General features: G+C 45.6%; 24 protein-coding genes. 17 read left to right on the top strand and 7 right to left on the bottom strand.

Annotated features, from left to right (window positions below):
- Positions 1 to 379 precede the first annotated feature (379 nt).
- The 4 genes from uxaC to AAC052_RS04200 are packed head-to-tail and all read left to right on the top strand — an operon-like array spanning position 380 to position 4536.
- Positions 380 to 1783: a glucuronate isomerase gene (gene uxaC / locus AAC052_RS04215; RefSeq protein ID WP_339811209.1), complete on the top strand. Its 1404-nt coding sequence runs from the start codon at positions 380 to 382 to the stop codon at positions 1781 to 1783.
- A gap of 47 nt (positions 1784 to 1830) precedes the next feature.
- Complete coding sequence (locus AAC052_RS04210) at positions 1831 to 2793, top strand: TRAP transporter substrate-binding protein (RefSeq protein ID WP_317491522.1); 963 nt, start codon at positions 1831 to 1833, stop codon at positions 2791 to 2793.
- On the top strand, positions 2768 to 3241 hold the full coding sequence (locus AAC052_RS04205; protein WP_317491523.1) for a TRAP transporter small permease: 474 nt from the start codon (positions 2768 to 2770) through the stop codon (positions 3239 to 3241). Before AAC052_RS04210 ends, AAC052_RS04205 begins: the two co-directional genes overlap by 26 nt.
- Complete coding sequence (locus AAC052_RS04200) at positions 3238 to 4536, top strand: TRAP transporter large permease subunit (protein ID WP_317491524.1); 1299 nt, start codon at positions 3238 to 3240, stop codon at positions 4534 to 4536. The genes AAC052_RS04205 and AAC052_RS04200 overlap by 4 nt, the downstream gene beginning before the upstream one ends.
- On the opposite strand, the gene AAC052_RS04195 is transcribed toward AAC052_RS04200, so the two are convergent.
- The 5 genes from AAC052_RS04195 to AAC052_RS04175 form a co-directional block, all read right to left on the bottom strand.
- Positions 4533 to 5252, bottom strand: coding sequence for a hypothetical protein (locus tag AAC052_RS04195; RefSeq protein WP_339811205.1), 720 nt, complete (start codon positions 5250 to 5252; stop codon positions 4533 to 4535). The genes AAC052_RS04200 and AAC052_RS04195 overlap by 4 nt on opposite strands.
- Positions 5253 to 5262: 10 nt before the next feature.
- A complete protein-coding gene (locus AAC052_RS04190) occupies positions 5263 to 5568 on the bottom strand; it encodes a hypothetical protein (protein WP_317491526.1) in 306 nt (101 codons plus the stop codon).
- Positions 5565 to 6062: an RNA polymerase sigma factor gene (locus tag AAC052_RS04185; RefSeq protein ID WP_339811202.1), complete on the bottom strand. Its 498-nt coding sequence runs from the start codon at positions 6060 to 6062 to the stop codon at positions 5565 to 5567. Before AAC052_RS04185 ends, AAC052_RS04190 begins: the two co-directional genes overlap by 4 nt.
- A 68-nt stretch (positions 6063 to 6130) precedes the next feature.
- On the bottom strand, positions 6131 to 6523 hold the full coding sequence (locus AAC052_RS04180; RefSeq protein ID WP_317491528.1) for a hypothetical protein: 393 nt from the start codon (positions 6521 to 6523) through the stop codon (positions 6131 to 6133).
- Entirely contained in the window at positions 6516 to 7742 is a 1227-nt protein-coding gene (locus AAC052_RS04175; protein WP_339811198.1) for a sterol desaturase family protein, read from the bottom strand. Before AAC052_RS04175 ends, AAC052_RS04180 begins: the two co-directional genes overlap by 8 nt.
- Before the next feature lie 90 nt (positions 7743 to 7832).
- Here AAC052_RS04175 and AAC052_RS04170 point away from each other — a divergent pair, with 90 nt between their 5' ends.
- The 13 genes from AAC052_RS04170 (at position 7833) to rplT (ending at position 22463) form a co-directional block, all read left to right on the top strand.
- Positions 7833 to 8312, top strand: coding sequence for a hypothetical protein (locus AAC052_RS04170; RefSeq protein ID WP_317491530.1), 480 nt, complete (start codon positions 7833 to 7835; stop codon positions 8310 to 8312).
- 174 nt (positions 8313 to 8486) lie between these two features.
- Entirely contained in the window at positions 8487 to 10364 is a 1878-nt protein-coding gene (locus AAC052_RS04165) for a DNA topoisomerase IV subunit B (protein WP_339811196.1), read from the top strand.
- Positions 10365 to 10455: 91 nt separating this feature from the next.
- Positions 10456 to 11085 (top strand): SatD family protein, encoded by a 630-nt coding sequence (locus AAC052_RS04160; protein WP_339811194.1) that lies wholly within the window; start codon positions 10456 to 10458, stop codon positions 11083 to 11085.
- Positions 11082 to 11414 (top strand): hypothetical protein, encoded by a 333-nt coding sequence (locus AAC052_RS04155; RefSeq protein WP_317491533.1) that lies wholly within the window; start codon positions 11082 to 11084, stop codon positions 11412 to 11414. The genes AAC052_RS04160 and AAC052_RS04155 overlap by 4 nt, the downstream gene beginning before the upstream one ends.
- A 3-nt stretch (positions 11415 to 11417) precedes the next feature.
- The gene (locus AAC052_RS04150) at positions 11418 to 14153 is read left to right on the top strand and encodes a DNA gyrase/topoisomerase IV subunit A (RefSeq protein ID WP_317491534.1); all 2736 of its coding nucleotides are present in this window, start codon (positions 11418 to 11420) and stop codon (positions 14151 to 14153) included.
- Between the two features lie 14 nt (positions 14154 to 14167).
- Positions 14168 to 14848: an RNA methyltransferase gene (locus AAC052_RS04145; protein ID WP_339811192.1), complete on the top strand. Its 681-nt coding sequence runs from the start codon at positions 14168 to 14170 to the stop codon at positions 14846 to 14848.
- Between the two features lie 15 nt (positions 14849 to 14863).
- Complete coding sequence (locus AAC052_RS04140) at positions 14864 to 15508, top strand: ElyC/SanA/YdcF family protein (RefSeq protein ID WP_317491536.1); 645 nt, start codon at positions 14864 to 14866, stop codon at positions 15506 to 15508.
- Positions 15509 to 15575: 67 nt separating this feature from the next.
- Entirely contained in the window at positions 15576 to 18080 is a 2505-nt protein-coding gene (locus tag AAC052_RS04135; RefSeq protein ID WP_339811190.1) for a DUF5686 family protein, read from the top strand.
- 1 nt (position 18081) lies between these two features.
- Positions 18082 to 19188 carry a hypothetical protein gene (locus AAC052_RS04130; protein WP_339811187.1) on the top strand — a complete coding sequence of 369 codons (1107 nt, stop codon included), beginning with the start codon at positions 18082 to 18084 and terminating at the stop codon, positions 19186 to 19188.
- 9 nt (positions 19189 to 19197) lie between these two features.
- Entirely contained in the window at positions 19198 to 21159 is a 1962-nt protein-coding gene (gene thrS / locus AAC052_RS04125) for a threonine--tRNA ligase (RefSeq protein ID WP_339811184.1), read from the top strand.
- A 104-nt stretch (positions 21160 to 21263) separates the two neighbouring features.
- A complete protein-coding gene (infC, locus tag AAC052_RS04120) occupies positions 21264 to 21815 on the top strand; it encodes a translation initiation factor IF-3 (RefSeq protein ID WP_151998596.1) in 552 nt (183 codons plus the stop codon).
- 22 nt (positions 21816 to 21837) lie between these two features.
- Positions 21838 to 22032: a 50S ribosomal protein L35 gene (gene rpmI / locus AAC052_RS04115; protein WP_151998595.1), complete on the top strand. Its 195-nt coding sequence runs from the start codon at positions 21838 to 21840 to the stop codon at positions 22030 to 22032.
- Between the two features lie 86 nt (positions 22033 to 22118).
- A complete protein-coding gene (gene rplT / locus AAC052_RS04110) occupies positions 22119 to 22463 on the top strand; it encodes a 50S ribosomal protein L20 (RefSeq protein ID WP_151998594.1) in 345 nt (114 codons plus the stop codon).
- Between the two features lie 280 nt (positions 22464 to 22743).
- On the opposite strand, the gene AAC052_RS04105 is transcribed toward rplT, so the two are convergent.
- Both AAC052_RS04105 and AAC052_RS04100 read right to left on the bottom strand, forming a co-directional pair.
- Positions 22744 to 25245 carry a DUF5916 domain-containing protein gene (locus AAC052_RS04105; protein WP_339811181.1) on the bottom strand — a complete coding sequence of 834 codons (2502 nt, stop codon included), beginning with the start codon at positions 25243 to 25245 and terminating at the stop codon, positions 22744 to 22746.
- A 152-nt stretch (positions 25246 to 25397) separates the two neighbouring features.
- Positions 25398 to 26438 carry a serine hydrolase domain-containing protein gene (locus AAC052_RS04100; RefSeq protein WP_339811179.1) on the bottom strand — a complete coding sequence of 347 codons (1041 nt, stop codon included), beginning with the start codon at positions 26436 to 26438 and terminating at the stop codon, positions 25398 to 25400.
- Positions 26439 to 26517 lie beyond the last annotated feature (79 nt).

Below are 26517 nucleotides of genomic sequence, written 5' to 3'. Positions count from 1 at the left end.
GCCAAAAGTGCTTGCACCGACAAGCCAAGGTTTCGAAAAAAAGTAAGCTGATTACTTTTTGAGAAGTGATAGAGGGCGCAAATGGAGAGGAAACCGACAACCTTGGTCCAGAAAATGTAGATAAGCCCCAACCAGCCTATATTGAGATATATGACCAGTGCCAGAGCACTAAAAATCAATGTGTAAACCACAAACTCCCTAAAGATCAGAAGACAAATCTGCAGGTATCGATTCAAGCTAGTATTAGTTGGTTAAAGAGCACTATTCTGACCACCTGACTTAAAATACGACTGACCAAACGAAATATTTTACCAGCTCCTATTATTTATGCTATCTTGAAGCCTTCATTTTTAAAAAAACGACAACACTGCTAGTAAGTATGCGGCCTTTTCTGGATCACAATTTCCTGCTTTCCAATAACACTGCGGAATACCTCTATTTTGAACATGCCAAAGATCAACCAATCATAGATTACCACTGCCATTTGTCGCCCAAGGACATTGCTGAGGACAGACGTTTTAAAACACTTACTGAGATTTGGCTGGAGGGAGATCACTATAAATGGCGGGCCATGCGGGCCAATGGCGTCAATGAAAAGTATTGCACTGGCGATGCTTCCGACTATGAGAAGTTTGAAAAATGGGCTGAAACGGTTCCCTATACCATGCGCAATCCGCTCTACCACTGGACGCACATGGAATTACAAAGACCATTTGGTATTCATACAATTCTTAACGCTTCCACTGCAAGAGAAATTTATGATGAGGCCGGCGAACAGTTAGGTGCCAAGTGGACGGTAAGAAGCATTTTGGAGAAAATGAAAGTGGAGACCATTTGCACCACCGATGACCCTTCCGACGATCTCTCTTACCATCAAACGCTTCAAAAGGAAGGGTATAAAATCAAGGTGTTTCCGGCTTTTAGGGCCGACAAAGTGGTCGTCGTAAGCGATGCAGCCAGCTTCAATGCCTATTTGGATAAACTTGGAAAAGCTGCTTCACAAAGCATTTCCTCACTTGATGACCTTCTGTCAGCCTTGAGAAGCCGCCACGACTTCTTTGCATCGCTGGGTTGCAAGCTGAGCGACCATGGGCTGGAGACCTTCTACGCCGCCGACTTTACTGAAGCCGAAGCTGCAAAAGTGTTTGCGGAGCTACGATCCGGGAAAATGCCTGCAAAAGCTGATATGTTGCTTTACCAGTCGTTCATGTTGCACCAGCTGGCGCTCATGGACCATGAAAAAGGCTGGACGCAGCAGTTTCACATCGGCGCCCTTCGCAACAATAGCAAGCGCATGCTTGATACCCTGGGGCCTGACACAGGCTTTGACAGTATGGGTGACTTTGAGCATAGCAGAGCCATGAGTCGCTTCTTTGACAGGCTTGACTCAACAGACCAACTTGCCAAGACCATTCTTTATAACCTCAACTCAAGGGATAACGAGCTTTTCGCCACTATGGCGGGCAACTTCAACGATGGTTCCACGGCAGGCAAGATGCAATACGGGTCGGCCTGGTGGTTTCTCGACCAGAAGGATGGGATGGAAAAGCAAATCAACGCACTGTCGAATATGGGACTCCTTAGCCGGTTTGTTGGCATGCTTACTGACAGCCGAAGTTTTCTTTCCTACCCCCGGCATGATTATTTCCGTAGGATTCTGTGTAATTTGATCGGAACTGACGTTCATAACGGTGAATTACCGAATGACCGGGAGTGGCTGGGTAAAATGGTGGAGAATATCTGCTATTTCAATGCTAAATCATATTTTGGATTTAATAAATAAATAAGGTGACGACAACTTCCCTAAGATACCTGCTTTGTTTTTTTTTAATGCTAACGATTGCGGGCTGCGCTGTGAAAAGTGATGTGAAAGTGATTAAGCTAGGCCACGCTCTTGACGTAAACCACTCAGTGCACAAGGCGATGGTTTTTTTGGCTGAGAAAGTAGATGAGAAGTCAAACGGCAAGATGCGCATTGATATCTATCCCAATGGACAGCTGGGATCTGAAAGAGAGTTGCTTGAATTGTTGCAGATAGGCTCCATAGGAATGACCAAAGCGTCTGCGGCAGTGCTGGAAAGCTTCATGCCGTCGATGGCAGTGGTGAATTTACCCTATGTTTTTCATAGTAAGGATCATTACAGAAAAGTGCTGGGTGGCGAAATTGGGCAGGAGCTCTTGACAAGTGGCGAGGAGTTCTGGATGCGGGGCATGTGCTTTTACGACGCTGGCAGTCGCAGCTTTTATTCCAAAGACAAGCCCATCATGAAGCCGGAAGACCTTCAGGGACTCAAAGTGAGGGTGCAGTCCAGCGCATCAGCTATTCAAATGGTGAGGTTGCTGGGCGGCTCTGCTACCCCCATACCGTTTGGCGAGCTTTACACAGCACTTCAGCAGGGCGTTGTGGATGCCGCAGAAAACAATCCCCCGAGTCTTTACCTGACAAGGCACTATGAAGTTTGTCGCTATTACAGCCTCAATGAACACACTTTTGTGCCGGATGTGATGCTCGTGAGCACCCACACCTGGGACGACTTGAACGATGAGCAAAAGAAGTGGTTGAGCGAAGCTTCCTTTGAGTCGGCTGTGCACCAGCGCACGCTTTGGGAAGAGTCAGAGAAAGAAGCGCTGGACGCCATGATAGCAGATGGGGTTCACGTTGAATACCCTGACAAAGGGCCATTTATTGAAAAAGTGAGGCCGATGCTGGATGCATTTGCCAATACAGAATACCGAAAGAAACTACTAGAAAGAATTGAAGCCGTAGATGAAAGTTCTCAGACAGAAAATTGACAAAATTACCGAAGGTGGGCTTGTTATCCTTATGAGCCTCCTTGTGTTGGATGTGCTTTGGCAGGTAGCCTCCCGTTATATATTGAGAAGCCCCAGCTCTTTTACCGACGAGCTGGCCAGGTACCTGCTCATTTGGGTAGCACTGATTGGTGCAGCATATGCCACAGGCAAAAATATGCACCTCGCCATTGATATTCTTCCCGGTAAACTGGAAGGTGCCAAAGCTGTTTTACTTCATCGCTTTATCTACCTGCTAATACTTGTATTCGCTCTGCTGGTCATGGTTGTAGGCGGTATCAGGCTTGTGTACATTTCGTTTGCACTCGGTCAGCTGGCAGCCACACTTCAGGTATCACTTGCCTACGTATACATTTCACTGCCCGTCAGTGGACTTCTAATTTGTTTTTACTGTATTCATGAATTGATCAAAGGGAGGGCCGAAGTATGAACTGGACAGAGATAGCCATTTTAGTATTGACTTTCGTTGTGCTGCTGGGCATTGGCGTACCCGTAGCTTATAGCATCGGACTTTCATCCCTTGTCACCATACTGATCACCATGGATCCGGTGATAGCTTTTACCACACTGGCTCAGCGAATGGCTACAGGAATTGATAGTTTCTCGCTGCTTGCCATACCGTTTTTTGTGCTGGCTGGGCAGCTGATGAACAAGGGCGGCATTGCCAGTCGACTGATCGATTTGGCGAGGGCCATGGTGGGGCCACTTCCCGGAGGCCTGGCGTTTATTAACATACTGGCATGTATGCTTTTCGGTGCCATTTCGGGTTCGTCTGTCGCTGCTGCTTCTGCTATCGGCGGATTTATGGTGCCCAGAATGGAAAAAGAGGGGTATGATAAAGCTTTTGGTGCTGCTGTGAACCTCACCTCAGCTTCTACAGGTTTGGTTATCCCACCAAGCAATATTCTTATCGTATTCAGCCTGGCAAGTGGAGGTGTTTCTATCGCAGCACTGTTTCTCGCTGGCTATATTCCAGGGTTGCTTATTGGTCTTGCATTGATGATTGTTGCTGGTGTTGTGGCCCTGAAAAAAGGATACAAGTCAAACGAGACGACGGGGGTAAAAATATTCTTCAAAAGCTTTTTCGGCGCATTGCCAAGCCTTTTGCTACTGGTAATCGTCATTGGGGGAATTATCGCTGGGATATTCACCGCCACAGAGGCGTCGGCTATTGCCGTGCTGTACACCCTGATCCTGTCGATGGTTGTCTACAAAGAGGTGAAGTACAAAGACTTGCCTCGCATTCTGCTGGACACTACATTAACTACCACCATCGTGTTGATGCTGGTGGCGACTTCCATGGGTATGTCGTGGGTATTGTCTTACGAGAATATTCCTCAGGGCGTAAGCGACTTCCTGTTGAATGTGAGCGACAACCCGGTTGTGATCCTGCTGATTATTAACCTCTTGTTGCTGGCTGTGGGTACGTTCATGGACATGACGCCTGCGGTACTGATTTTCACACCTATATTCCTGCCAGTGGTGGTGCAAATGGGCATGAATCCCATCCACTTCGGCATTGTGATGGTGATGAACCTGTGTATTGGTCTTTGTACACCGCCGGTTGGCTCCCTGCTATTCGTGGGCTGCAGCGTGGCCGGTTTGAGCATTCAAAAGGTACTCAAACCGTTGCTGCCACTGTTTTTGGCTATGATCGCCGTGCTGTTGCTCGTTACCTACGTACCAGCGCTGAGTTTGTGGTTGCCGGAGTTGTTTGGGTATTAATTCTTGCGATACTTTTTCAGAGCGGGGCCTTTGATCTTAATTTCAATGACTCCGTTCTTACCGTCTTCCCCGAACCTGTCGGTGGCGGCTGTTCCCTTGTAGACAGATAATGCTTGTATATCTTCGGGCTTAACATCATCGATACTAGATATTTTCTTATCGATTGTCGGCTTTTCATCTCCACCGTATAGAATGAAGAGGGGCTCTTTTTTGGTGTCGGGGCTGAGACTCTCGTGTTTTTTAATGACAATTTTAGAATCCTCTTCGAAGCCTAAGGTGAGCTCAAAAGCTTTGTTGTACTCTGGATTCTGTTTTTTGATATTATCAAGTTTGGATTGCTGATCCACTGTCAGCAAATTCTTGATTTCCACCAAAGATTTTAGCTTTATTTTCTTTATCTCACTTTCAAGGGCAAGGACTTCACTGAACTTTTTATCCAGGGTTTCATAGTTCACACTTGGTTGCGAAATGATCTCCTGAAACTCTACCATTGCCAGGGACCAGTCTGACTTTTTCTTGTTGAACTGCGAGATGTTTTTTTCATAGGTTACTTTCATATCCCGAGCTTGTGCGTCAGTCAGTCCTATGTCATCAGTATATTTAACAACCAAATCAGGCTCATACAGTGTCGCCGCAAAAGGATCAGAAGTCTGTGCAAAGGAGGTCATTGAACCTGCGAGAAGCAGCACTAAGCATATTGTGATTATATTTTTCATCGTAGTAAGATTAAAAGTTGGTTAACAGCTTGTCCGTGGGCGTTTCCCAAGTCATCATATCGCTGTTTTGATCAATAGAAGACTGCGTTTCAACATGGGGCAATACACCCACTCTTTCGGTTGGCTGAAGACTTCGGTACCAAAAGCCTCCAACAAAAAGAATGATATTGATGGTTGCGGCGACTACGGCCCAAACGGGTAGTTTTCGCTGCTTTTGCTGAACAATAAGTTTAGCGAAAGGTGGAGCTTCGTGAGAGGCGTCACTTTTTTTCATTTCAAGAAAGAAGTCTCTTAACTCTTCGTCTTCATTTTTCATATCGCTTTCTTTAATTGTGAAGCCAATATCAATTCTCTAAGTTTCTTTTTTCCTCTGTCGTAGTGAGTGCGTGCCGTGCCAATGCTCGTTTCCATGACCTCGGCTGCCTTTTCCAGCGTCATGTCGTGGTAAAAAACCAGTAATAGAAGCTCAGCCTGGCGCCCGGGCAACTGACTGATCATGCGCTCATAGCTCATTACACCACCTTCATTCTGCGAGTTGGCTATCTCCGAAAGCTGAATATCGTCAATGCCGAGGTGCTTACTCACATGTAGTTGCTGCGCCGTTGCCATGTCAATAGCGGTGAACCGGATCACGCTGAAAAGCCAGGTTTTGAAGCTCGATTTACCAGCAAAGAGTGCTCTTTTCTCCAGCACCTTGAGGTAAGCTGTTTGCAGAACGTCTTCTGCCAGGTCGGGCTGAAAGCGACAGCATTGTCTGGCCCAAAACCATGCCTCTTTGTGGTGTACTTCCAGTTGCTCCCTTGTTGTCATCTGTTAGCTTAGTCTGGAAAGGAGGAGTATTATATGACAAGCTTTATGAAAAAGCTAAAAACGCCCGGTTACTTGGTGAAGTTTTCCAGAAAGACTTCATTGGTGTAGCCCAGTGCGTTGAATCTTATGGTGAGAAGGAGAGGAGGTTCTATGCTGTTCTCGCAGGTTGGCCCTGGTTCCATGTAATAGACGAAAAACTTCTGGCTTCTGATATAAAGCTCCTGCTTGTCCGGTTTACCCAACAACCTGAGTATTTGAGGCTCATCAAGACCTTTTATTTTGTCTTTTTGAGTAACGAACACCTGAGTCATAGCCAGTCTGTCTCCATTACATCCATTGGCGTCACTTTTCCACGTCACATCATTGTACCCATCCAAATCGGCAGGCAGTCCACAGCCGTAAAGGGAAAATGCAATGATGGGCAGCAAACTAAACTTTTTCAATTGTCTTAGGTCAGGCATTGATGGTTTGATCCGGTTTGGAAGTGGGGGTTCTTATTTTGTACATCCAAATTAAGGAGGCAATGCCAACAACTCCCAGTATATAGACGGGAATTAACGAATAGGTCAAAAAATAAGCTAAAAGCGGTTGAATAAGTTGCCTGATGCGCTCGGTGGTGAAGGCCCATTCTCTCATTTCTATAATGCCCCCAAGAATGATGATAGAAACTACAATAGTTACAGCTATCACCGACTTTTCCATGATAGAGAAATTACCTTGATTGAACATAAAGAACGACGTGCCTCCCAGAACGAACAGGTATTGGAAGATCAGATAAACCGAAAATGCTGAAGGCGGATGAAGGTTGAATTTGTGATAGGCACTTTTATCAACTTCAGGCACACCCTGATAGCCGCCAAGGTAATCGGGGAGCCATCCGGGCTTGTTGAACATGATCCTGAGGCCATCACCCAACGACCTGACTTTCTTGAGTTGCCCCGCCATGTCGATATAATGCTGCAGGTTGGCTCTGATGGGGTTCCAGGTGTTCACAGGCTTAGTAATGCCATATGTTGGCCTTTCTTCCTCTTCCTGAAACGTGCCAAATAGCCTGTCCCAAATGATAAAGGTACCTCCATGGTTCTTATCAATATATTTTGGGTCACGCCCATGATGCACCCGGTGGTGGGAGGGAGTATTGAAAACGAATTCAAACCAGCCAAGTTTGCCAATTGTTTCAGTGTGAATCCAAAACTGGTAAACTGTGTTGATGGCGGCAACAAGCACAAAGGTGAGTGTGTCCACACCGATAATTGCCAGCGGGAGGTAGAAAAAGAAGGTCCAGAACACCTGGAACGAGCCCTGCCTGAGCGCTACGGAGAAATTGTAATCCTCACTTTGATGGTGCACCACATGCCCTCCCCAGAATAGGTTGATTTCGTGACTCATCCGGTGAGCCCAGTAGTAGCACAAGTCTACACCCAACCAGATAAGGATAAAAGTATACCACGTTACGGGTACATTGAAAAGCGCAAAGTTCTCGTAGACCAACTGATAAGTCGTAACGGTGAGAACCTTAAGGAAGGCTCCGGTAATTTGCTGAGTAATGCCGCAACTCATATTGGTGAGGGCATCATTGAGCCGGTAGATTTTCCGGTGCTGAAAGTGCTGAATAATAAGCTCTACACCAATCAGCAGAAAATAGATTGGGATAGAAAGAATGACAGGGTTAATGTTCATGGGTGTTACAAATACAGATAACAATGTAATTAAAAAAGCTATTTATTTAAGAATACTAACTAGTTTTGCATCCAAATTGATGGCTGTAGCATGAAGAGAATATTTTCATTTATTAGAATTATTTCATTGCTGTTTTTCCTCGGCGGACTCCTGTTTGTGTATGCTTATCTGCCGGAAAATGTTTCGTTGTACAGCGATCAACTAGGCACGCCCATCTACTTCATTTCCAAAAGCCAATTCTTCTATTATTCGTTTGCTTTTTTTCTGGTTGTCAACCTTTTGTTGTTTGTATTTGGTAAAGTGCTCGACGGCGTGCCGGTCACTGAAGGAAGAGGTTTGTTTTCATCTGAGATATTCAAGAACAAAACGCTCATTTGGCTCGAAGTGCTTATCAGCCTCATCAACGTTTTTTTTGTAACTGGCGCTGCCTTTATAGGTGTGTACAACAATCGTGTGAACCTCGACTTTAATAATTTTGCCTATCTGGTCTATTTAGGCACTTTTCTGATTTTTGCCTGGATTCTTTCTTACGGTTTTGTTCTCCGCTATCGGAGCTATCAACCCTCTTAATATCAGTAGCTTAGTGCTGGGATATTCAATCAATAGTTGAATATAAATCCTTCATTTACAGCAAGTTAAGAGAAATTATATTCCAGAAAATTTCCATAATTATCCTAAATTCACTGCAATTTTTGACCCCAGATACGGTCAAAATGATGGAAACTTTCTGCGATTGAAGGACTTATGGCAAACGAACAAGCTGCAGTATCAAATTACACCGAAGACAATATTCGTTCACTTGACTGGAAAGAGCATATCAGGCTCAGGCCAGGTATGTATATCGGCAAGCTCGGTGACGGTGCTGCGATGGATGACGGTATTTACGTACTTGTAAAGGAGATCATCGACAACAGTATTGATGAGCACATGATGGGAAATGGCAAGGTCATTAATGTAAAGGTGACCGACCATAGGGTAGAGGTGCGTGACTTTGGTCGTGGCATTCCGCTGGGCAAAGTCATCGACTGTGTGTCCAAGATCAACACTGGGGGTAAATACGACTCTAACGCCTTCCAGAAATCAGTTGGTTTGAACGGAGTAGGTACCAAGGCGGTAAACGCCCTTTCGGACTACTTCAAGGTGCAATCATTCAGAGAAGGCCGCACTAAAATGGCCGAGTTCCATCAGGGGGAGCTGACCAACGATCCGCCTGAGACTACCACTACTGAAAGAAATGGCACACTCACCATCTTCGAACCCGACGGTACGGTCTTCAAAAACTTTCATTTTATTCCGCAGTATCTTGACAACCTGCTTTGGAACTATGCGTTCCTGAACGCCGGATTGACAATCAATTTCAATGGTGTTAAGTATTTTTCAGAAAATGGTCTTCTCGACTTACTGAACCGCAAGACTAACGAAGAAGAGCTGCGTTACCCAATCATTCACCTGAAGGGAGAGGACATTGAGATTGCGCTCACTCATAATAACCAGTATGGTGAGGAGTACTACAGTTTTGTTAACGGTCAGTACACAACCCAGGGCGGCACCCATTTGGCGGCTTTCCGGGAGGCATTGGTAAAAACGGTCAGGGAGTTTTACAAAAAAGACTTTGATGCATCGGATGTGCGCACAAGTATTGTAGGAGCTATTGCAGTGCGGGTGCAGGAGCCTGTGTTTGAGTCTCAAACCAAAACGAAACTGGGCTCTCAAAGCGTTGGCCCGGAAGGCCCCACCATGCGTACTTTCATCAACGACTTTGTTAAAAAGTATCTCGACGACTTTCTGCATAGTCATCCCTCCGTGGCGGAAGCCCTGCAAAAGCGGATTATTCAGTCGGAGAGGGAACGCAAAGAAATTGCAGGCATTAAGAAGCTGGCCAATGACAGGGCTAAAAAGGCCAACCTCCACAACAAAAAACTGAGGGATTGCCGCATCCACTTCGACGACCTGAAGAACGAGCGCCGGGACGATTCCATGATCTTCATCACTGAAGGTGATTCTGCGTCGGGCTCTATCACCAAATCACGGGACGTGCAAACCCAGGCTGTGTTTAGTTTGCGTGGTAAACCATTGAACTGCTACAGCCTGACGAAAAAGATTGTGTATGAAAACGAGGAGTTTAACCTTCTTCAACATGCACTCAATATTGAAGACGGGTTAGAAGGGCTTCGCTATCGCAAAATCATCATTTCTACTGACGCCGACGTGGATGGGATGCACATCAGACTGCTGATGCTGACTTTCTTTCTGCAGTTTTTTCCGGACCTGGTTCGAAACGGCCATGTATACATTTTGGAAACACCACTTTTCAGGGTTAGGAATAAGAAGGAAACTATCTATTGCTACAGCGATGAGGAGAGGCAGCAGGCCATCAACAAGCTTGGGTCTAAGCCGGAAATAACCCGATTCAAAGGACTGGGAGAGATATCACCAGAGGAGTTTGGCAAGTTTATCGGGGAAGATATGCGGCTGGAGCCCATTATTTTGAAGAAAGAAACAAAGATTCCCCAGCTACTGGAGTTCTTTATGGGCAAGAATACGCCGGACAGGCAGATTTTCATTATCGATAACCTGAAAATAGAGAAGGACTTGGTGGAAGAGGTTGTGATAGAAGATTGATTGTATTTTTATTACAATTATCCATTTATTGTAATTTTTATACAAAATTTATATAATTGTAATTATCTTACAAAATAGTAAAGTTGCAGTTATGTACTTTATTTTGATGGGAGACATTGTTGGCAGCTCAGAAAAGAAAGGAGCGACTTTAATGACTAGTTTTAAATCGGTCATTCAATCGGCTAATGGCAACTTTTCGAAGCAGATATTGTCTCCACTCACTATCACGTTAGGTGATGAGTTTCAGGGAGTAGTGAAGGATCTAAGGTCAGTGGTGGACATCATCTTTTATATAGACAAGGCGCTAATTGGCACAAACCCTGAGTTCAGGATCCGATACAGCATGCTGTATGGCCCCATTGATACACCAGTCAACAAGGAAAATGCGCATGGAATGTTGGGTGAGGGGCTTACCAAAGCCAGAAAGGGGCTGGAAGAGATGAAGCCAAAGAAGTTGCACTATCGCATGGTAACAACAGACGGTAAAACCGACGATATGCTGAATGGGTTGTTTCGGTTGTACGACTCTTTCTACAGTGACTGGTCAAAAAATGACCGTGAGTACCTGGAGCGCTTCTTTGAGAAGGACGATTACAAGTGGGTAGGGGAGCAGCTTTCAAAAGATCCATCCACAGTTTGGAGAAAACGCATTTCCCTCAAACTGGATGAGTTTAACATAGCCAAAGATTTGATACGATCAACAGCAAACGCATTTGAATGAACCACTGGATATCCATCATACTGGTTTTAGTTGGCGGTGAAGCATTGTCGGTGCTGTTGTTTTGGATTTTGTCAAAAATATTCACTGGCAAGGACGGAGCAGGCATAAGTAAACGATCTGTTTTCAAAGGCATGGTAGAGCGGCTATTCCTTTTTTTCGCACTTACGCACGACTTGCCCCATGTGTTGACACTGCTGGGAGCACTAAAAATTGCAACAAGAATTAAGGATGAAAACAAAATATCAAACGATTACTTTTTAGTGGGCAACCTGCTGTCGATCAGCCTGGCCATTGCCTATTTTATTATCTGGAGAGAAGTTTTGAAGTAAAGTATGGAAGAAGAGAACCTTAACAGTCACGAAGGAGAAGATCAGATTCATGATGTGGTAGCCGTTTCGGGCATGTACGAAAGCTGGTTCCTCGATTATGCATCCTATGTAATTTTGGAAAGGGCCGTGCCTGCAATTGAAGATGGATTTAAGCCGGTACAGCGGCGTATCCTGCATGCCATGAAGGAAATGGACGATGGTCGCTTCAACAAGGTGGCGAACATCATTGGTAGCACCATGCAGTACCATCCTCACGGCGACGCTTCCATTGGCGATGCCATCGTCAATATTGGGCAGAAAGACCTCCTGATCGAAACGCAGGGCAACTGGGGTGATATCCGCACAGGAGACCGGGCCGCAGCACCCCGTTACATAGAGGCCAGACTATCGAAGTTTGCGCTCGAGGTGGTTTTCAACCCGCAAACCACCAACTGGCAGCTTTCATACGACGGACGTAAACGTGAACCTGTTACTCTTCCCGTCAAATTTCCACTGCTTCTGGCACAGGGCGTTGAAGGCATTGCTGTTGGCCTTTCTACCAAACTATTGCCTCACAACTTCCGGGAGCTGATTGAAGCTTCCATTGCAGTGCTTAAGGGCAAGAAGACTAATATTTTACCCGACTTTCCTACCGGTGGCCTGGCAGACTTTTCAGACTACAATGAAGGAAAGAGAGGCGGCAGAGTTCGTGTAAGGGCCAAAATAGAAGAGCTCGACAAGAAGACACTCGTTATCAAAGACATTCCATTTGGCACTACCACCACCAACCTGATGGACTCCATCGTGAAAGCCAACGATAAGGGAAAGATCAAGGTCAAAAAGGTGGTGGATAACACGGCCAAGGATGTTGAGATTGAAGTGCACCTGGCACCTGGCGTGTCGCCTGACATCACCATCGACGCTTTGTACGCCTTCACCGATTGTGAAGTATCCATTTCTCCCAATGCCTGCGTGATTGTTGACGACAAGCCTGTATTCATGTCTGTCAATGACATCCTGAAGGTTTGTACCAACCAAACGGTCAACCTCCTCAAGCGGGAGTTGGAGATAAGAAGGGCTGAATTGATGGAAAAGATGCTCTTCTCATCATTGGAAAAAATATTTATCGAAAACAGAATCTACCGGGATATTGAGGAATGTGAAACCTGGGAAGCTGTTTTGGACACCATCGATAAGGGGCTTGATCCTTTCAAAGACCAGTTTTACCGTGAGATCGTACAGGACGATATTTTGAAACTGACTGAAATCAAGATCAAGAGAATCTCCAAATTTGACTCCTTCAAGGCCGACGAGCTGATGAAGAAGCTTCAGGAAGAGTTGGAAGAGGTCAACTACAATTTGGAGAACCTGGTGGAGTATGCCATCAAGTATTATCAAAGTCTTCTGGATAAGTATGGCAAAGGAAGGGAGCGACTCACCGAAATAGCTCAGTTCGATACCATTGCGGCTACTGTGGTGGCTGCGAACAATCAGAAACTGTATGTCAACAGAGAAGACGGTTTCATAGGTTATGGACTGAAAAAGGACGAGTACATATGTGAGTGCTCTGACCTGGACGACATCATTGCCTTCAGGCGGGACGGAAAGTTTTCTGTCGTCAAAATTCAGGACAAAGTGTTCGTTGGCAAGGATATCCTCTATGCAGGTGTGTTCAAGAAAAACGACGAACGCATGGTGTACAACGCCGTCTACGTAGATGGCAAGTCAGGCCGGTCCATGATCAAGCGCTTCCAGGTGCTGGGTGTTACCCGTGACAAGGAGTATGACGTTAGTAAAGGTGAAAAAGGATCCAGAGTGCTCTATTTTTCTGCTAATCCGAACGGAGAAGCCGAAATCATTAATATCAGCCTGACCTCTGGCTCAAAGGCTAAAAAGAAAGTTTTCGATTTTGACTTTTCAGAGATAGAGATCAAAGGTCGTGGCTCGCAGGGTAATATTTTAACCAAATACCCCGTGAGAAAGATCGTGTTGAAGGAAGCAGGGAGGTCAACGTTGGGAGGGCTTGATATATGGTACGATGCTACTATCGGGCGACTCAATACGGATGATAGGGGAGAGTATCTTGGCAACTTCCTGGCGGACGACAAAATCATCGTCTTTTATCAGGATGGCAGCTACGAGCTCACCTCGTTTGAACTGACCAACAGATACGACTACCATCAGATTCTCACACTCCAAAAGTTCAATCCGAAAGCAGTTGTTAGCGCAGTGTACCTGGATGGTAAGACGAAGGTGCATTTTGGTAAGCGATTCCTGATCGAAACCAGCACAGTTGAAAAGAAATTTGTCTTCATTTCTGAAGAAAAGGGATCCAGGCTGCTACTAGTGAGTTCGCATCCCTCACCATCCTTCGAAGTCAGCTATAGGAAGAAAGGTAGCAAGGAGACAGACAAAGAAATCATTGTATTTGAGGAATTTATCGACATCAAGGGGTGGAAGGCAGTCGGCAACAAATTGAATTTCCCGGATATCAAAAAACTGGAGTGGCTGGCCAACGAAGACCCTGGGGCTGAGGAGAAGGATAGCAACGACGATGATTCAGGCCCGGACACCAAAGAAGATGAAGATGATACTGCTTCGAAAGCAACCGACGACAAGCAGGAAATAGCAGAAACGGTAAAGAAGCTGAAAGAAGAGTTCAGTAAAGAAACAGATGAGAATTTTGATGTGGGAAGCAGCATAGATTTGGATATTAAGAAACCAAAAAGCAATGGAGAAGACCAACTTGGCCTTTTCTAACCTGCAAATAACAGATGGATGATGCCACCAGAGACAAGCTGATTAATTACCTGGGAAGTTTCGTAACCGCTGCAAGGGCAGCGAAGGTGCAACAGGTGCTTGAGAAGAGGACTCGTCACATTGCAGTGGTAATGGAAGATTTTGAAAACTCTCTGAACGTAAGCGCCGTTCTAAGGTCATGCGAGGCGATGGGAGTGCAGGATGTTCATATCATCGAAAACCAGTTTAGGAATAAATTAAGTGCTTATGTGGCCAAAGGCGGTAGTAAATGGCTGACTGTTACTAAGCACAATGAGCACGAGTCAACGAATAGTTCTCGATGTTTGCAGTTGTTGAGGGATGCCGGATATCAAATTTGGGTAACCAGTCCTGACCAGTCTGCCGTCGACTTGAACGACGTTGGTGTAGATTCAAAAATAGCCCTGGTGTTTGGTACAGAATTCGACGGGGCGTCGAAGGAAGTGCTGGAAATGGCTGACAAAAGGGTATGCCTGCCGATGCAAGGTTTTACTAAGAGCTACAATGTGTCGGTAAGTGTTGCGTTGTGTTTGCATGTTTTGTTAAGGAAGTTAAAAGACTCGGAAATTGATTGGTGTATGAGTGAAGAAGAAAAGAAGCAGTTGACCCTGGAGTGGTATCGTAAGATTGTAAGGAGATCTGATATTCACGAAGTGAGATTTCTTTCGGGCATTTAGTATTAACGCTGACGGATGCGGTTTTTACTAAAGATGCTTTTTATGCTGGGTGCATTGGTGTTTGCCTTTGTCATCGCCAGCAACGTATGGATCATGTGGAAGACGACAGATGATATCCATTTCAACGTGGAAGAAATCCCGGCTGTGGACGTCGGGGTAGTGCTCGGAACATCGAAAAGAAGTGTCGATGGAGGCGCCAATTCGTTTTTTACCACCAGAATGGAAGCCGCCGCTAAACTATATAAAGCTGGCAAAGTAAAGCACCTGATACTCAGCGGAGACAACAACACAAAGTACTACAATGAGCCCCAGGATATGTTCAATGCTCTTTTGGTGCTGGGCGTGCCTGCACAAGACATGACAATGGACTACGCCGGTTTTCGAACCCTTGATTCCATCGTGCGTTCAAAGGAAGTGTTTGGGCAAAACGAGATCGTTATTATCACCCAGCAATTTCATGCCTACCGGGCGCTTTTTATTAGTAAATTTTATGGGATAAAAGCAGTTACCTTCGCATCTGATGATGCGGCAAAATCAGGGATGAAGTCTGTGGTGAGCAGAGAATGGCTTGCCAGACCGAAAGCAATTTTAGACCTTTACGTTCTCAAACAACCCCCCAAATTCCTTGGTGAGAAGGAAATTATAGAGATCAGAAAATAATTCTCACATTTTTTGAACGATTTAGCGAGAAAAGTGTCCTTAAGGATGTTATTGGTTTACCAAACCTATGAAAAGAGTACAAATTCTCTTTCTGTTGTCTATTCTATCTGTCACTAGCTGGGCTCAGGCGCAAGGCACAACAGTGGTGTGGGGCAAAGTTACCGAAGCATCTACCGGTAGCCCGATTCCGTTTGCCAATGTCGTTTTCAAGGGAACTTCTATTGGTGCAACAACTGATTTTGAGGGCTATTACAAACTTAGCACTACCCAGCGCTTCGACTCCATTCACTTCAGCTACATCGGATTTGTTCCAAAAACGAAATTCATTGTGGCAGGAAAGGAGCAAAACATCAATATCCAATTGGAAGAAGATGTGGTCAACCTTCAGGAGCTTGTTTTTGAAGCAGGCGAAAATCCGGCGTTTCAAATATTGAGGAATATAGTCGACCACAAAAAGGTTAACGACAAAAGGAGACTTTCTGCCTATGAATACGAGGCGTACACCAAAATTGAAATGGATATTGATAACATTTCAGATAAGTTTAAGCAGCGTAAGATCATCCAAAAAGTAACTTCGGTGCTCGACAGTATCGAGCAGATTGCAGGCGAAGATGGGAAACCGGTGCTGCCGGTGTTTATTTCAGAGGCCATTAGCAAGTACTATTATAAAGATAGTCCCAGAATGGCGCACGAGACTGTATTGAATACGAAAGTAACGGGAGTGGGGGTAACCGACGGTACGCTGACTTCGCAGGTGATAGGCGCCTCTTTTCAGCAGTATAATTTTTATCAAAACTGGCTCAACATTGTGGGCAAAGACTTCGTCTCTCCGATTTCGGATGGCTGGAAGATCAACTACGAATATGACCTGGTAGATAGTCTTTGGCTCGGCGACTATTACTGCTACCGGTTAGATTTCTTCCCCAAGCGGGAGCAGGACCTGGCCTTTCGTGGCTCGATGTGGATTCACAAAGACACCTGGGCCATCAGACAAATTGACGTAACGGTAGGTAAAGAGGCGAATGTCAATTTCATTGAGAAGATAAAAATTCAACAGGAGTTGGTGCCTACTACCGAAAGTGCCTGGCTGCCTGCCAAAACCAGGGTGATGATTGACGTAAGTGAGCTAACCGACCGATCAGCCGGGTTTCTGGCTAAGTTCTATGTGTCCAACAAAGACATTGTGGTGAATCAGCCAAAACCCGATAAGTTCTATGAAAACCCCATTGAGATGGTGGAGGACGTTAACGACCGGGCAGACGACAACGAATTTTGGGCCGATATCAGGCACGATACCCTTAGTGCCACGGAGGTTCATGTGTATGAAATGATCGACACGCTGACAAAGATCCCGGTGATCAAAACTTATACCGACATTATTCAGACCGGATACACCGGCTACTACAAAATCGGAAAGTTCGACATAGGTTCCTATTCTTACTTTTTTGGCAATAATAATATAGAGGGCATAAGGCTGGGGCTTGGAGGCAGAACTAATATTGACTTCAGCAAGAAATGGGAGTTGAGCGCCAACGTAGCCTATGGCTTAAAAGATGAGGAATGGAAGTACAAGTTTCATGTGCGAAGGATTTTGAGCCGCAGCCCATGGACTGAGGTGAAATACATGCACCAAAAGGAAATCGATCAGATTTGGCTTCTTAATGATGATATTGATAATGCCAATGTTTTCTATGCTTTTTCACGCTTCGGCACACTGATAGATCCCTTTCTCCGGCAAAAGAACTACTTTACTTTTTTCACGGTGCTGGGCCGTGGCCTTTCTCAGCGAGTGTCATATCGTCAGGAATACTTCAAGCCATTGTTTGACTTTGAATACTACAAAGACCCCTACGCTGAAACGCCCACGGTGCGTAACAACCTGAGTGTGGCAGAGGTAATTCTCGACACCCGCTACGCACGTGACGAAATTTTTGTCATCAACGATAACCAGCGGTTGAGCATGGGCACCATTCGCTGGCCAGCTGTTAATTTCCGTTATACACTTGGCCTCAGTGCTCTTGGAGGCGATTTCACGTACCACAAGTTTGGCTTGTCGATTGAAAAACGGCAAAAGATGGGCATTTTCGGAGTGGGCTATCTCACATTGAGCGGCGGCTATAACTTCAATAATCTGCCTTACCCGTTGCTGAAGGCACACATAGGAAACCAGACGCCTTTCTATTTTAATTTTGCCTACAACATGATGGACTACTTTGAGTTCGTTACCGACAAGCATGTAGCCTTCAGATGGAATCACTCTTTCAATGGATTTCTGCTCAACAGTATTCCCGCCATCAAAAAGTTAAAGTGGAGACTTGTAGGCACTGTTAATGTGCTTTACGGCGGTGTGGGGCAAAAGAACTACAACCTGATACCACCCACCTACGACACTAATGGCAACGAAATAGCACCCTTCTTCGCTCTTGGCCAGTGGCCTTATATAGAGGCAGGGTATGGTGTGGAGAATATATTCAGGTTTTTTAGAGTCGACTTCATACACAGACTTACTTATACCAACCGTCCCGGAGTAAATAATTTTGGGATTAAATTCAGCTATAAGTTTTCTTTGTAGTATGGCGTTCGGAACACAAAGAGCTTCTCTCGGTTTAATACTTCTCTCGGTTTTGTGCATGATGGGGTGCTCATCTCCTCAGGCGTCATTGCCAATTGCAGACAGCCCAAACCCCGACAAAGCCTACTATAGTGAACTATTAGCACTTGTGGAAGACAAAGTGCAGGAAGACCCCAATAACCTTGGGCTTAGGGTCAAATTGGCTTCATATCATCAAACGCTTGAATGGCCGGAGGTGGCCAACGCCAATATCGAGGCGATTTTAAGGATGGCACCCAAAGATCCGGAGGTGATGGTGCTGGTGGCCGACTACTATATACATAGAAACGATTTTGAGAGGAGTTGGATATATGCCCAGCAGGCTGACAGGCTGGGTTCGGTTCACCCTAGTCTATCGCTGATCAAGTCAAAATATCACTACTCCAGAAGGAACTACGGTGAGGCCGCCAGGTACCTCAATCATTATTTTGACACCGGAGGCAAGCTGCCGGAGGCATTTTTGGTAGCAGCTGAATTGGATCTCCAGAAAAAAGATACGACCAAAGCGTTGTCCATTTTGGAGAGGGGAGTTGCGGCGAATCCGGGCCATAGGAGTATGACCCGTTTGCTGGTGATATTATTTGAGCAGCGAAGGCAATTTACCGAGCTGGTAGCGCTGCTCGAGGGATATGGCAAAGTCACGGATGACTATAGCACCTACAGGGGTGAGTTGCTCGGTGCCTACTTTAAGGGAGCTGATTATGATAAGGCGTCCACCTTTGCTGAGAACTGGCCTGAACCCTCCGAAAACGGGCTTTTTGAGTACGGGAGCCTGATGCTCGAATCGTCGATGAGCGACTCCGCCTTTTGGTATGCCGACAGGATGATTCAGCAGGATTCGCTTAGTGTGCCGGGCCGACTCCTCAAAGCCCGATACTTTAATCGCAGGGGTAGAATGGGAGATGCCTATAATTTTTACACGTCGGCGCTGGCGTTGGATTCCACCAACCAAATAGCCCTCGAAGAACGGGGTATTGTTGCGGGAAAAATTGCATATTTGCGCAAACTTAGGGAGCAGCAGGCAGCAATGCCAGTGTTTGATCTGACTCCCAAGAAATCTGATAATTAGTAGAATTGAATGAGTAACGAGAAAATTAAGCTTACCCTCCCTGATGGAAGTGTTCGGGAATATGACAAGGGGGTAACCGGGCTGGATGTGGCAATGAGCATCAGCGAGGGCCTGGCCAGGAATGTTTTGGCTGCCAAATTCAATGGAAACGTAATTGATGCATTTCGTGCCATCACGGAAGACGGAACATTTCAGTTGCTCACATGGAATGACAAGGAAGGGAAATCAACTTTTTGGCACTCTTCAGCTCACTTAATGGCTGAAGCCCTTGAAGCGCTGTACCCGGGTGTTAAGCTGGGTATTGGCCCACCAATTGAAAACGGTTTTTACTACGATGTTGATTTTGGAGACAGGGAATTTACCGCTGCCGAACTTCCGAAAATAGAGGAGAAGATGCTGGAACTGGCGAGGCAGAAGAATGCCTTTTCACGCCGAGATATTAGTAAGAAAGACGCCGTAGCCTACTTTGAAAAGAAGGGTGATCCGTACAAACTGGAGCTTATCGCAGATTTGACTGACGGCACTATTTCTTTCTATGAGCAAGGCAATTTCACCGATCTTTGCCGGGGACCGCATATCCCAAACACAGGGTTTATTAAGGCCACTAAGATACTGAACATCGCCGGTGCTTACTGGCGGGGCAATGAGAAGAACAAGCAGTTAACAAGGCTTTACGGGATTACTTTTCCCAAACAGGGAGAGTTGAAGGAGTACCTCGAGCTGCTTGAAGAAGCCAAAAAACGTGACCACAGAAAGATAGGGAAAGAACTTGAGCTTTTCACCTTCTCAGAAAAGGTGGGCAAGGGACTGCCGTTGTGGTTGCCTAAAGGTGCCATTCTTCGTGAGCGCCTTGAGAATTTCATGCGCAAAGCGCAGGTGAAAGCAGGTTATGACCAGGTGGTGTCACCGCATATAGGAAGCAAGGAGCTATACGTAACATCTGGTCACTACGAAAAATACGGCAAGGATTCGTTTCAACCCATCAACACACCGGAAGAGGGAGAAGAGTTTCTTTTGAAACCCATGAACTGCCCTCACCACTGTGAGATGTACAAAAGCAAGCCAAGGTCGTATAAAGACCTTCCTGTGAGGTACGCTGAATTTGGTACTGTTTACCGTTACGAGCAGAGTGGCGAGCTACATGGCTTGACCCGTGTGAGGGGCTTTACTCAGGACGATGCGCATATTTTCTGCCGCCCCGACCAGGTGAAAGAGGAGTTTGCCAAGGTAATTGATCTGGTATTGTATGTGTTTAAGTCTTTGGGCTTTAGCGATTACAATGCCCAGGTGTCGTTAAGAGATCCTGAGACACCAGAAAAATATATCGGTACTGAGGAGAACTGGGTAATTGCAGAGAATGCGATTATAGAAGTAGCCGCAGCAAAGGGCCTGAAAACAACTGTGGAGCTTGGGGAAGCAGCTTTTTACGGCCCTAAACTCGATTTTATGGTCAAAGATGCTCTTGGCAGAAACTGGCAGCTCGGAACCATTCAAGTCGACTACACTTTGCCCGATCGCTTCGAGCTGGAATATGTTGGAGCCGATAATCAGAAGCACAGGCCGGTAATGATCCATAGAGCACCCTTTGGTTCAATGGAGCGTTTCGTAGCTATTCTGATAGAAAGCACTGCGGGTGAGTTCCCGTTATGGTTATCGCCTGAGCAGATTGCCATTCTGCCTATTTCGGAGAAATTCCACGACTATGCCAATCAGGTTAGACTGATGCTCCAGGAGAATGACATCCGGGGCAATGTGGATGAAAGAGATGAGAAAATCGGCCGGAAGATCAGGGATGCGGAAATCAAAAAGATCCCGTTCATGTTGATCGTAGGCGAGAAGGAAGCGGAGAGTAAAACCATTGCCCTTAGGGAACATGGCAAGGGAGATATTGGCACCTTTTCGGGCAGTGAATTCGTTGACTATTTTGGAAAGCGAATAAAAATGAGTCTGGCAGGCGAAAAAGAAGCCTGAGGATTATTGCAGGCTATTTATAAAAGCGGCTTGCTGCTTTTGATTAGTAGAATTTTTGTGGATATTTGCATCCTTGTTTTGAAACCTAAATACGGAGGTATAAAATTTTAAGACCGAGACCACGAGGTTTTAGGGGTAAACCTGAAGAGCCTTACAAGATTAATGAGAGAATTGAAGCCCGTGAGGTAAGGGTAATTGCCGAAGATGGAAATCTTGGCGTTATCCCAACCCGGGATGCAATCAAAATTGCCAAAGAGCAAAACCTGGATTTGGTAGAGATTTCTCCTACTGCAGTTCCTCCTGTTTGCCGTATAGTTGATTATTCAAAATTCAAATACGAGCAGAAGAAGAAACAGAAGGAGATCAAGGCCAAAGCTCAGAAGACTGTCATTAAGGAAATTCGTTTTGGTCCTAACACGGATGATCATGACTTCAATTTCAAATTGAAGCACGCCATCAACTTTCTTAAGGAAGGTTCCAAAGTAAAAGCATACGTGCAGTTTGTGGGTAGAACAATTGTGTTTAAGGAAAGAGGGGAAATCCTTCTTCTTAAGTTCGCTCAGGAATTGGAAGAGTATGGAAAGGTAGAGCAACTGCCGAGGCTCGAAGGAAAGCGGATGTCACTATTCGTTGCTCCTAAGGTCGCTAAGAAATAATTTTTGTTAAACTATATATACAATGCCGAAAGTTAAAACCAAATCGGGAGCAAAGAAACGCTTTAAGCTAACGGGGACTGGTAAAATCAAACGTAAGCATGCTTTCAAAAGCCACATTCTTACCAAGAAGGAAACCAAGCAAAAGCGCTCTCTTACTGACATGACTTTAGTACATAAGTCAGACGAGAACAGAGTAAGAGATATGCTCAACATCTAAGAAAAACTTAGGTTCTATGTTTCACCAGGTTTTTGGTCAACAAGTGTTCTGAGTAGAACCACCAAACACCAAAAAATGTAATTACTATGCCAAGATCAGTAAATCACGTAGCGTCAAGAGCGAGGAGAAAGAAAATCCTCAAAGCAGCCAAAGGTTTTTATGGCCGCAGAAAAAATGTATGGACGGTAGCTAAGAATGCCGTTGAAAAAGCATGGAAATATGCTTATGAAGGCCGCAAGCAGAAGAAGAGAAACTTCAGAGCTTTGTGGATTCAGCGTATCAATGCAGGTGCCAGAGAGCACGGAATATCTTATTCTGTATTGATGGGCAAAATGAAAACTTCCAAGATCGATTTGAATCGTAAGGTACTTGCCGACCTGGCCATGAACCACCCCGAAGCTTTCAAAGCTGTGGTGGACAAGGTAAAATAGTTCGACAAGCCTTTATCAATAATATTAAAAGCTCCAGAGATGGGGCTTTTTTAGTTTAAGGGTGAATGACTTACCGCAAGCAAAAGGGGGCAAGCGGAAAATCTGGGGAGTAAGATTCTGAAACAACGTTGTACCATTTGGTGAACGATAGACAATAAAGAAGCAAAATGGTTCAATGCGTCCCGCTTGGACCTTTTGCTTCTTTAAGTAATGACAAAATACTTTTGAAAAAAAAAATCAATCCGCCAGAAATATTGCTTGATCCATCCGCAAAAGGCTGTTAAATACTGTTGCCTCCAAAGAGGTACTTCCTTGCTGAATTGTAATCGATGAAGTAAGTAAGCCTGACAGACAAGCTGTTGATTTGCGGCAGGCTCAATGTTTTGTCAAAGTTCTCAGCAAAATTAATGTCGGTGTTATTGTCGCTTGAACTGATGGAGTCTTTCCAAACCACATTCAAAAAGCTGCCCGGCGCAATTTGGTAGAAGTAAACAAAGTCAACATTGAGTGCATTAAAGTTGGTATCATGCTGCTTTTGTCCGGACTCGTCGATGCCTTCATACTCAGAGTCAGCCAATTGACCATTGCCCTGCAGGTCGTAAAATCCGTTATACTTAACATTGCTCCAATAGTGCCTTACCCGGAGGGTCAGCCCCATTTTGTTATTGAAGGTGTACTTGGTGCCAAGGATATTATTTGTGGTAAGAACGTCTCTTTCTCCAAAGATGATCTCATCAAGCGATTCGTCATCAGCATACAATTTGGTAACGTAGCCCTTTGAGTCTTCGGAGCTCTCTCTGCTAACCCGGAAGTCGATGGATAGCCTGTTGTTGACCCTGTAGCGGATAGATGCTCCCAGCGAATTATAAGCCTGCTCCCATTCGGGCCTTCTCCAGGTATTTTGACTTATATATATTTTTACCGCTTTGCGGGAATCGCTTTCTACCCATGAGTTCACGCTATAGGATCCAGGCTGAACGAAATAGTAGCCTTCTTCTCTGGGCTCGAAGTAGTCGTAGCTGTCAATGGGTTTCAGGCTGGACGACATGCCCACTCCCCAGAAGTTCTTGAATTGGGCATAAGTAGATGCATATACGTCGGTGCTTGTGAATGTTCTTGGTTCAAAAAGCTGCCGGTATGATCCGCTGACATTGGCCCGGTAGTAGTTAAATACCCCCGTCGGCTTAAATATCCTGTACATGAGCGACACGTTGTGCGAGACACTATTGGCTGCCCTGTTAAATCCAAAATCGTTTGGATCGTAGTCTTTGCTCTCAACATTCCTGCTGACGCCATACTGAAAGCTGCCGCTTACTTTTGAAAGGCCCACGCTGTACTTATATCCATCCTCCAATTCGCTTGACACACCGGCGTCTTCAGCATTGTAGATGTTAGACACAGCGCCAAATGCAGAGAATCGGTAGGTATTGGTACTGTCGAGCAGGCTAACGCTTGCTCCTGTAACGTTGGCATCATTGTCGCCATCAAGTCTCGTTACGTTGGTGTTGATCAGGTTGACGTTGGAATTGTTTTTCAGGATCTTGTCTACCACCAGCACATTGAAATTGGTCAGCGGATCAACCTGCTCCTCTCTGGTTTCGGCGGTCTCAATATTGCGTATGTTGGCGTGCGTCTTGTTGGTCAGCGCATTAAGAAAGCCAAGTCCCCAGCCTTCCCCATTCCTGCCAGAGATTTTGGTGGCATTGATCAGAGGTGCTGCCGATGGCGAACTGACTACCTCTTCTGTTTCGTCATTGTAGCTAACCTCTCCAAAAGTAGAACCAATACGCCTGGAATACACCAGATCGCCCTTGTCGAATAGTTCCGTTCCCTCCGTGAAGAACTGCCTGTTTTCGCTGTATTGTACCTCATACGCCGATAGGTTTAGTACCACGTTGTCGGACTGCACCTGGCTAAAGTCAGGAATGAGTGCCATGTCGAGGGTGTAAGACTCGTTGATGCCATATTTGAGATCCATGCCACCAGTAAACGAGAATTTTTCTTTGCCATTGACACCATCGTTGGTGTAAATGGTGGTGGCGTAGGGCAGCAGCGACAAGCGAACAGGTGGTTTGATGTCTTCAAGCCCTCTGAGCACTCCTGATTGATTTACAGTACCCCTAATCGAATTGTCTACCGGATTCCAATACGATTCCTCCTGGTTTCGTTTTACCTGGCGATAAAAGTTGATGCCCCAGTTTTGCTGTGAAGTAGCTGGAAACCGGAGAGCATAGTAGGGAATCTTTACTTCTACAGTCCAGCCGTGGTCGTCGTAGGCAATGGCACTTTCCCACACAGCGTCCCAATTTTCATCCCAATTATCGCCATTGATGAAGTAGTCGCCTTGCACACCTGCAGCCGAGACGAAAAAACTGAAAGCATTCTGGCCGCTGTTGTAAGGGTCTACTAAAATTCCAAACCAGTCGGTGTTTCGGTTAAAGTCATCTCTTTTGCCAAACTCCTTTCTTATTTTGGACGGCTCAGGGTCAAAGAGCCTTGCCGAAAGGTAGAGGGCGTTGTCGTCATATACCAACTCAACGGCTGTAAGGAAGTCCGACTTTTCGCCATTGTTAGGTTTGAATTGCGTGAATTGAGTGGGTGTTGGGTTTTGACTCCAAATGTCTTCGTCAAGGATACCGTCTACTTTTGGGCTGTTTGTGATGCGTTTGGTGGCAAACTCATTTTTACCGGAATCGGCGGCTGACACCAGGCGTGGAGGGAAAAGAAAAACTAAAAGAAAACAACCAAGGGGTAAGAGTTCTTTACGATCTAATTTGAACATTAAGGGCTTTTGTTAAACGAACTGTACTGATAGTCTTTGCAAATTTAGCCATGATTGCCATTAGCTCATCCCAAATTCTGATAAATGGCGAGTGTTGGTGACATCTTTTTACACTTTAACCCACTCGGTGTTGCCGTACACGATGCTTTTGTTCAATGATTAACATTCATCAGGGTTTTGATTTCCGTCAGCAGTTCGTCTCGTTTTGTTTTTCCCACATTGTTGAGCATAATGATGACCTGTCCATTGGACAGGTTTCGTTCGATATAAGTTCGGAAGCTAGTTAGTGTTCCGGTATGCAATACTTTATTGGGGTTTTCTTTGTCGAGCATCCACCCAAATCCATACCAGGAGGTGCTCCCATCATTCAATATCATTGGTTTGTAGGCTTCTTCCATCGTCGCTTGCGATACCAGCTGATAGTTTTGTAGAGCCTGGTGCCACTTGTACATGTCCTCTACGTTAGAGTAGAGCCCGCCGCCGCCAGTGGTAAAGTAAGGATAGTCGTCCTCTTTCCCGTTGGCATCAAAGCCTTTGCAGGGATTGGTTCTTTCGGGCATTGTTTCGTCGTAAGCAACAGTGCTGACCATACCTACAGGTCCAAACACATTTTGCTGCATAAACTCGTTGAAGCCTTTGCTACTGATCTGCTGCACGATGGATGACAATAGCACATAGGCAGTATTGGAGTACTCGTATTTATTGCCCGGAGCAAAATGCAGGCTGTCGATGCGCTCTACCACGTTCACCACATCTGAATTAGTGAAGCCAGGAACCGCCGCACCTATGTCGTAATAGTCAGGGATGCCCGATGTGTGGGTGAGTAAGTTTCTGATGGTAACGCTGTCCGCCCAGGGAGGAAATGTCGGGAAGTAGGTGCTCAGTGTGTCATCGAAGGTCAGCTTGCCATCCTCCTTTAGCAGCATGATGGCCATGGCGGTAAACTGCTTGGACACTGACGCCATATAAAACGTTGACGTAATGTCGAGAGGCTCGCCTGCGTCAAAGTCGGCCATGCCGTAGGCCTCCTTCAGTAGGGTGCCGGTGCTATCGGCAATGAGAATGGTACCATTGTAAAAACCCTCATTATGGTATTTCTCCACCATTTTGTGGAGCTGGGAAGTAAGCGTTTCTTTTGGTGTGCAGGCACCAAGAAAAAGAATACTGATGGTGAAGACTGCTATGGATCGCATGAATTGGTTTGATTTGGTGCGGATAATATAACGCCGGAAAAAGGAACAAGAAAGCTTTTTGGGGAAAGCGGCAAAAGGA

This window comes from uncultured Imperialibacter sp. (assembly GCF_963974565.1).
GTDB classification, from domain to species: domain Bacteria; phylum Bacteroidota; class Bacteroidia; order Cytophagales; family Cyclobacteriaceae; genus Imperialibacter; species Imperialibacter roseus.
Note: the sequence above shows the minus strand (reverse complement) of the source record. Positions and strands in the feature narration are given on the sequence as shown.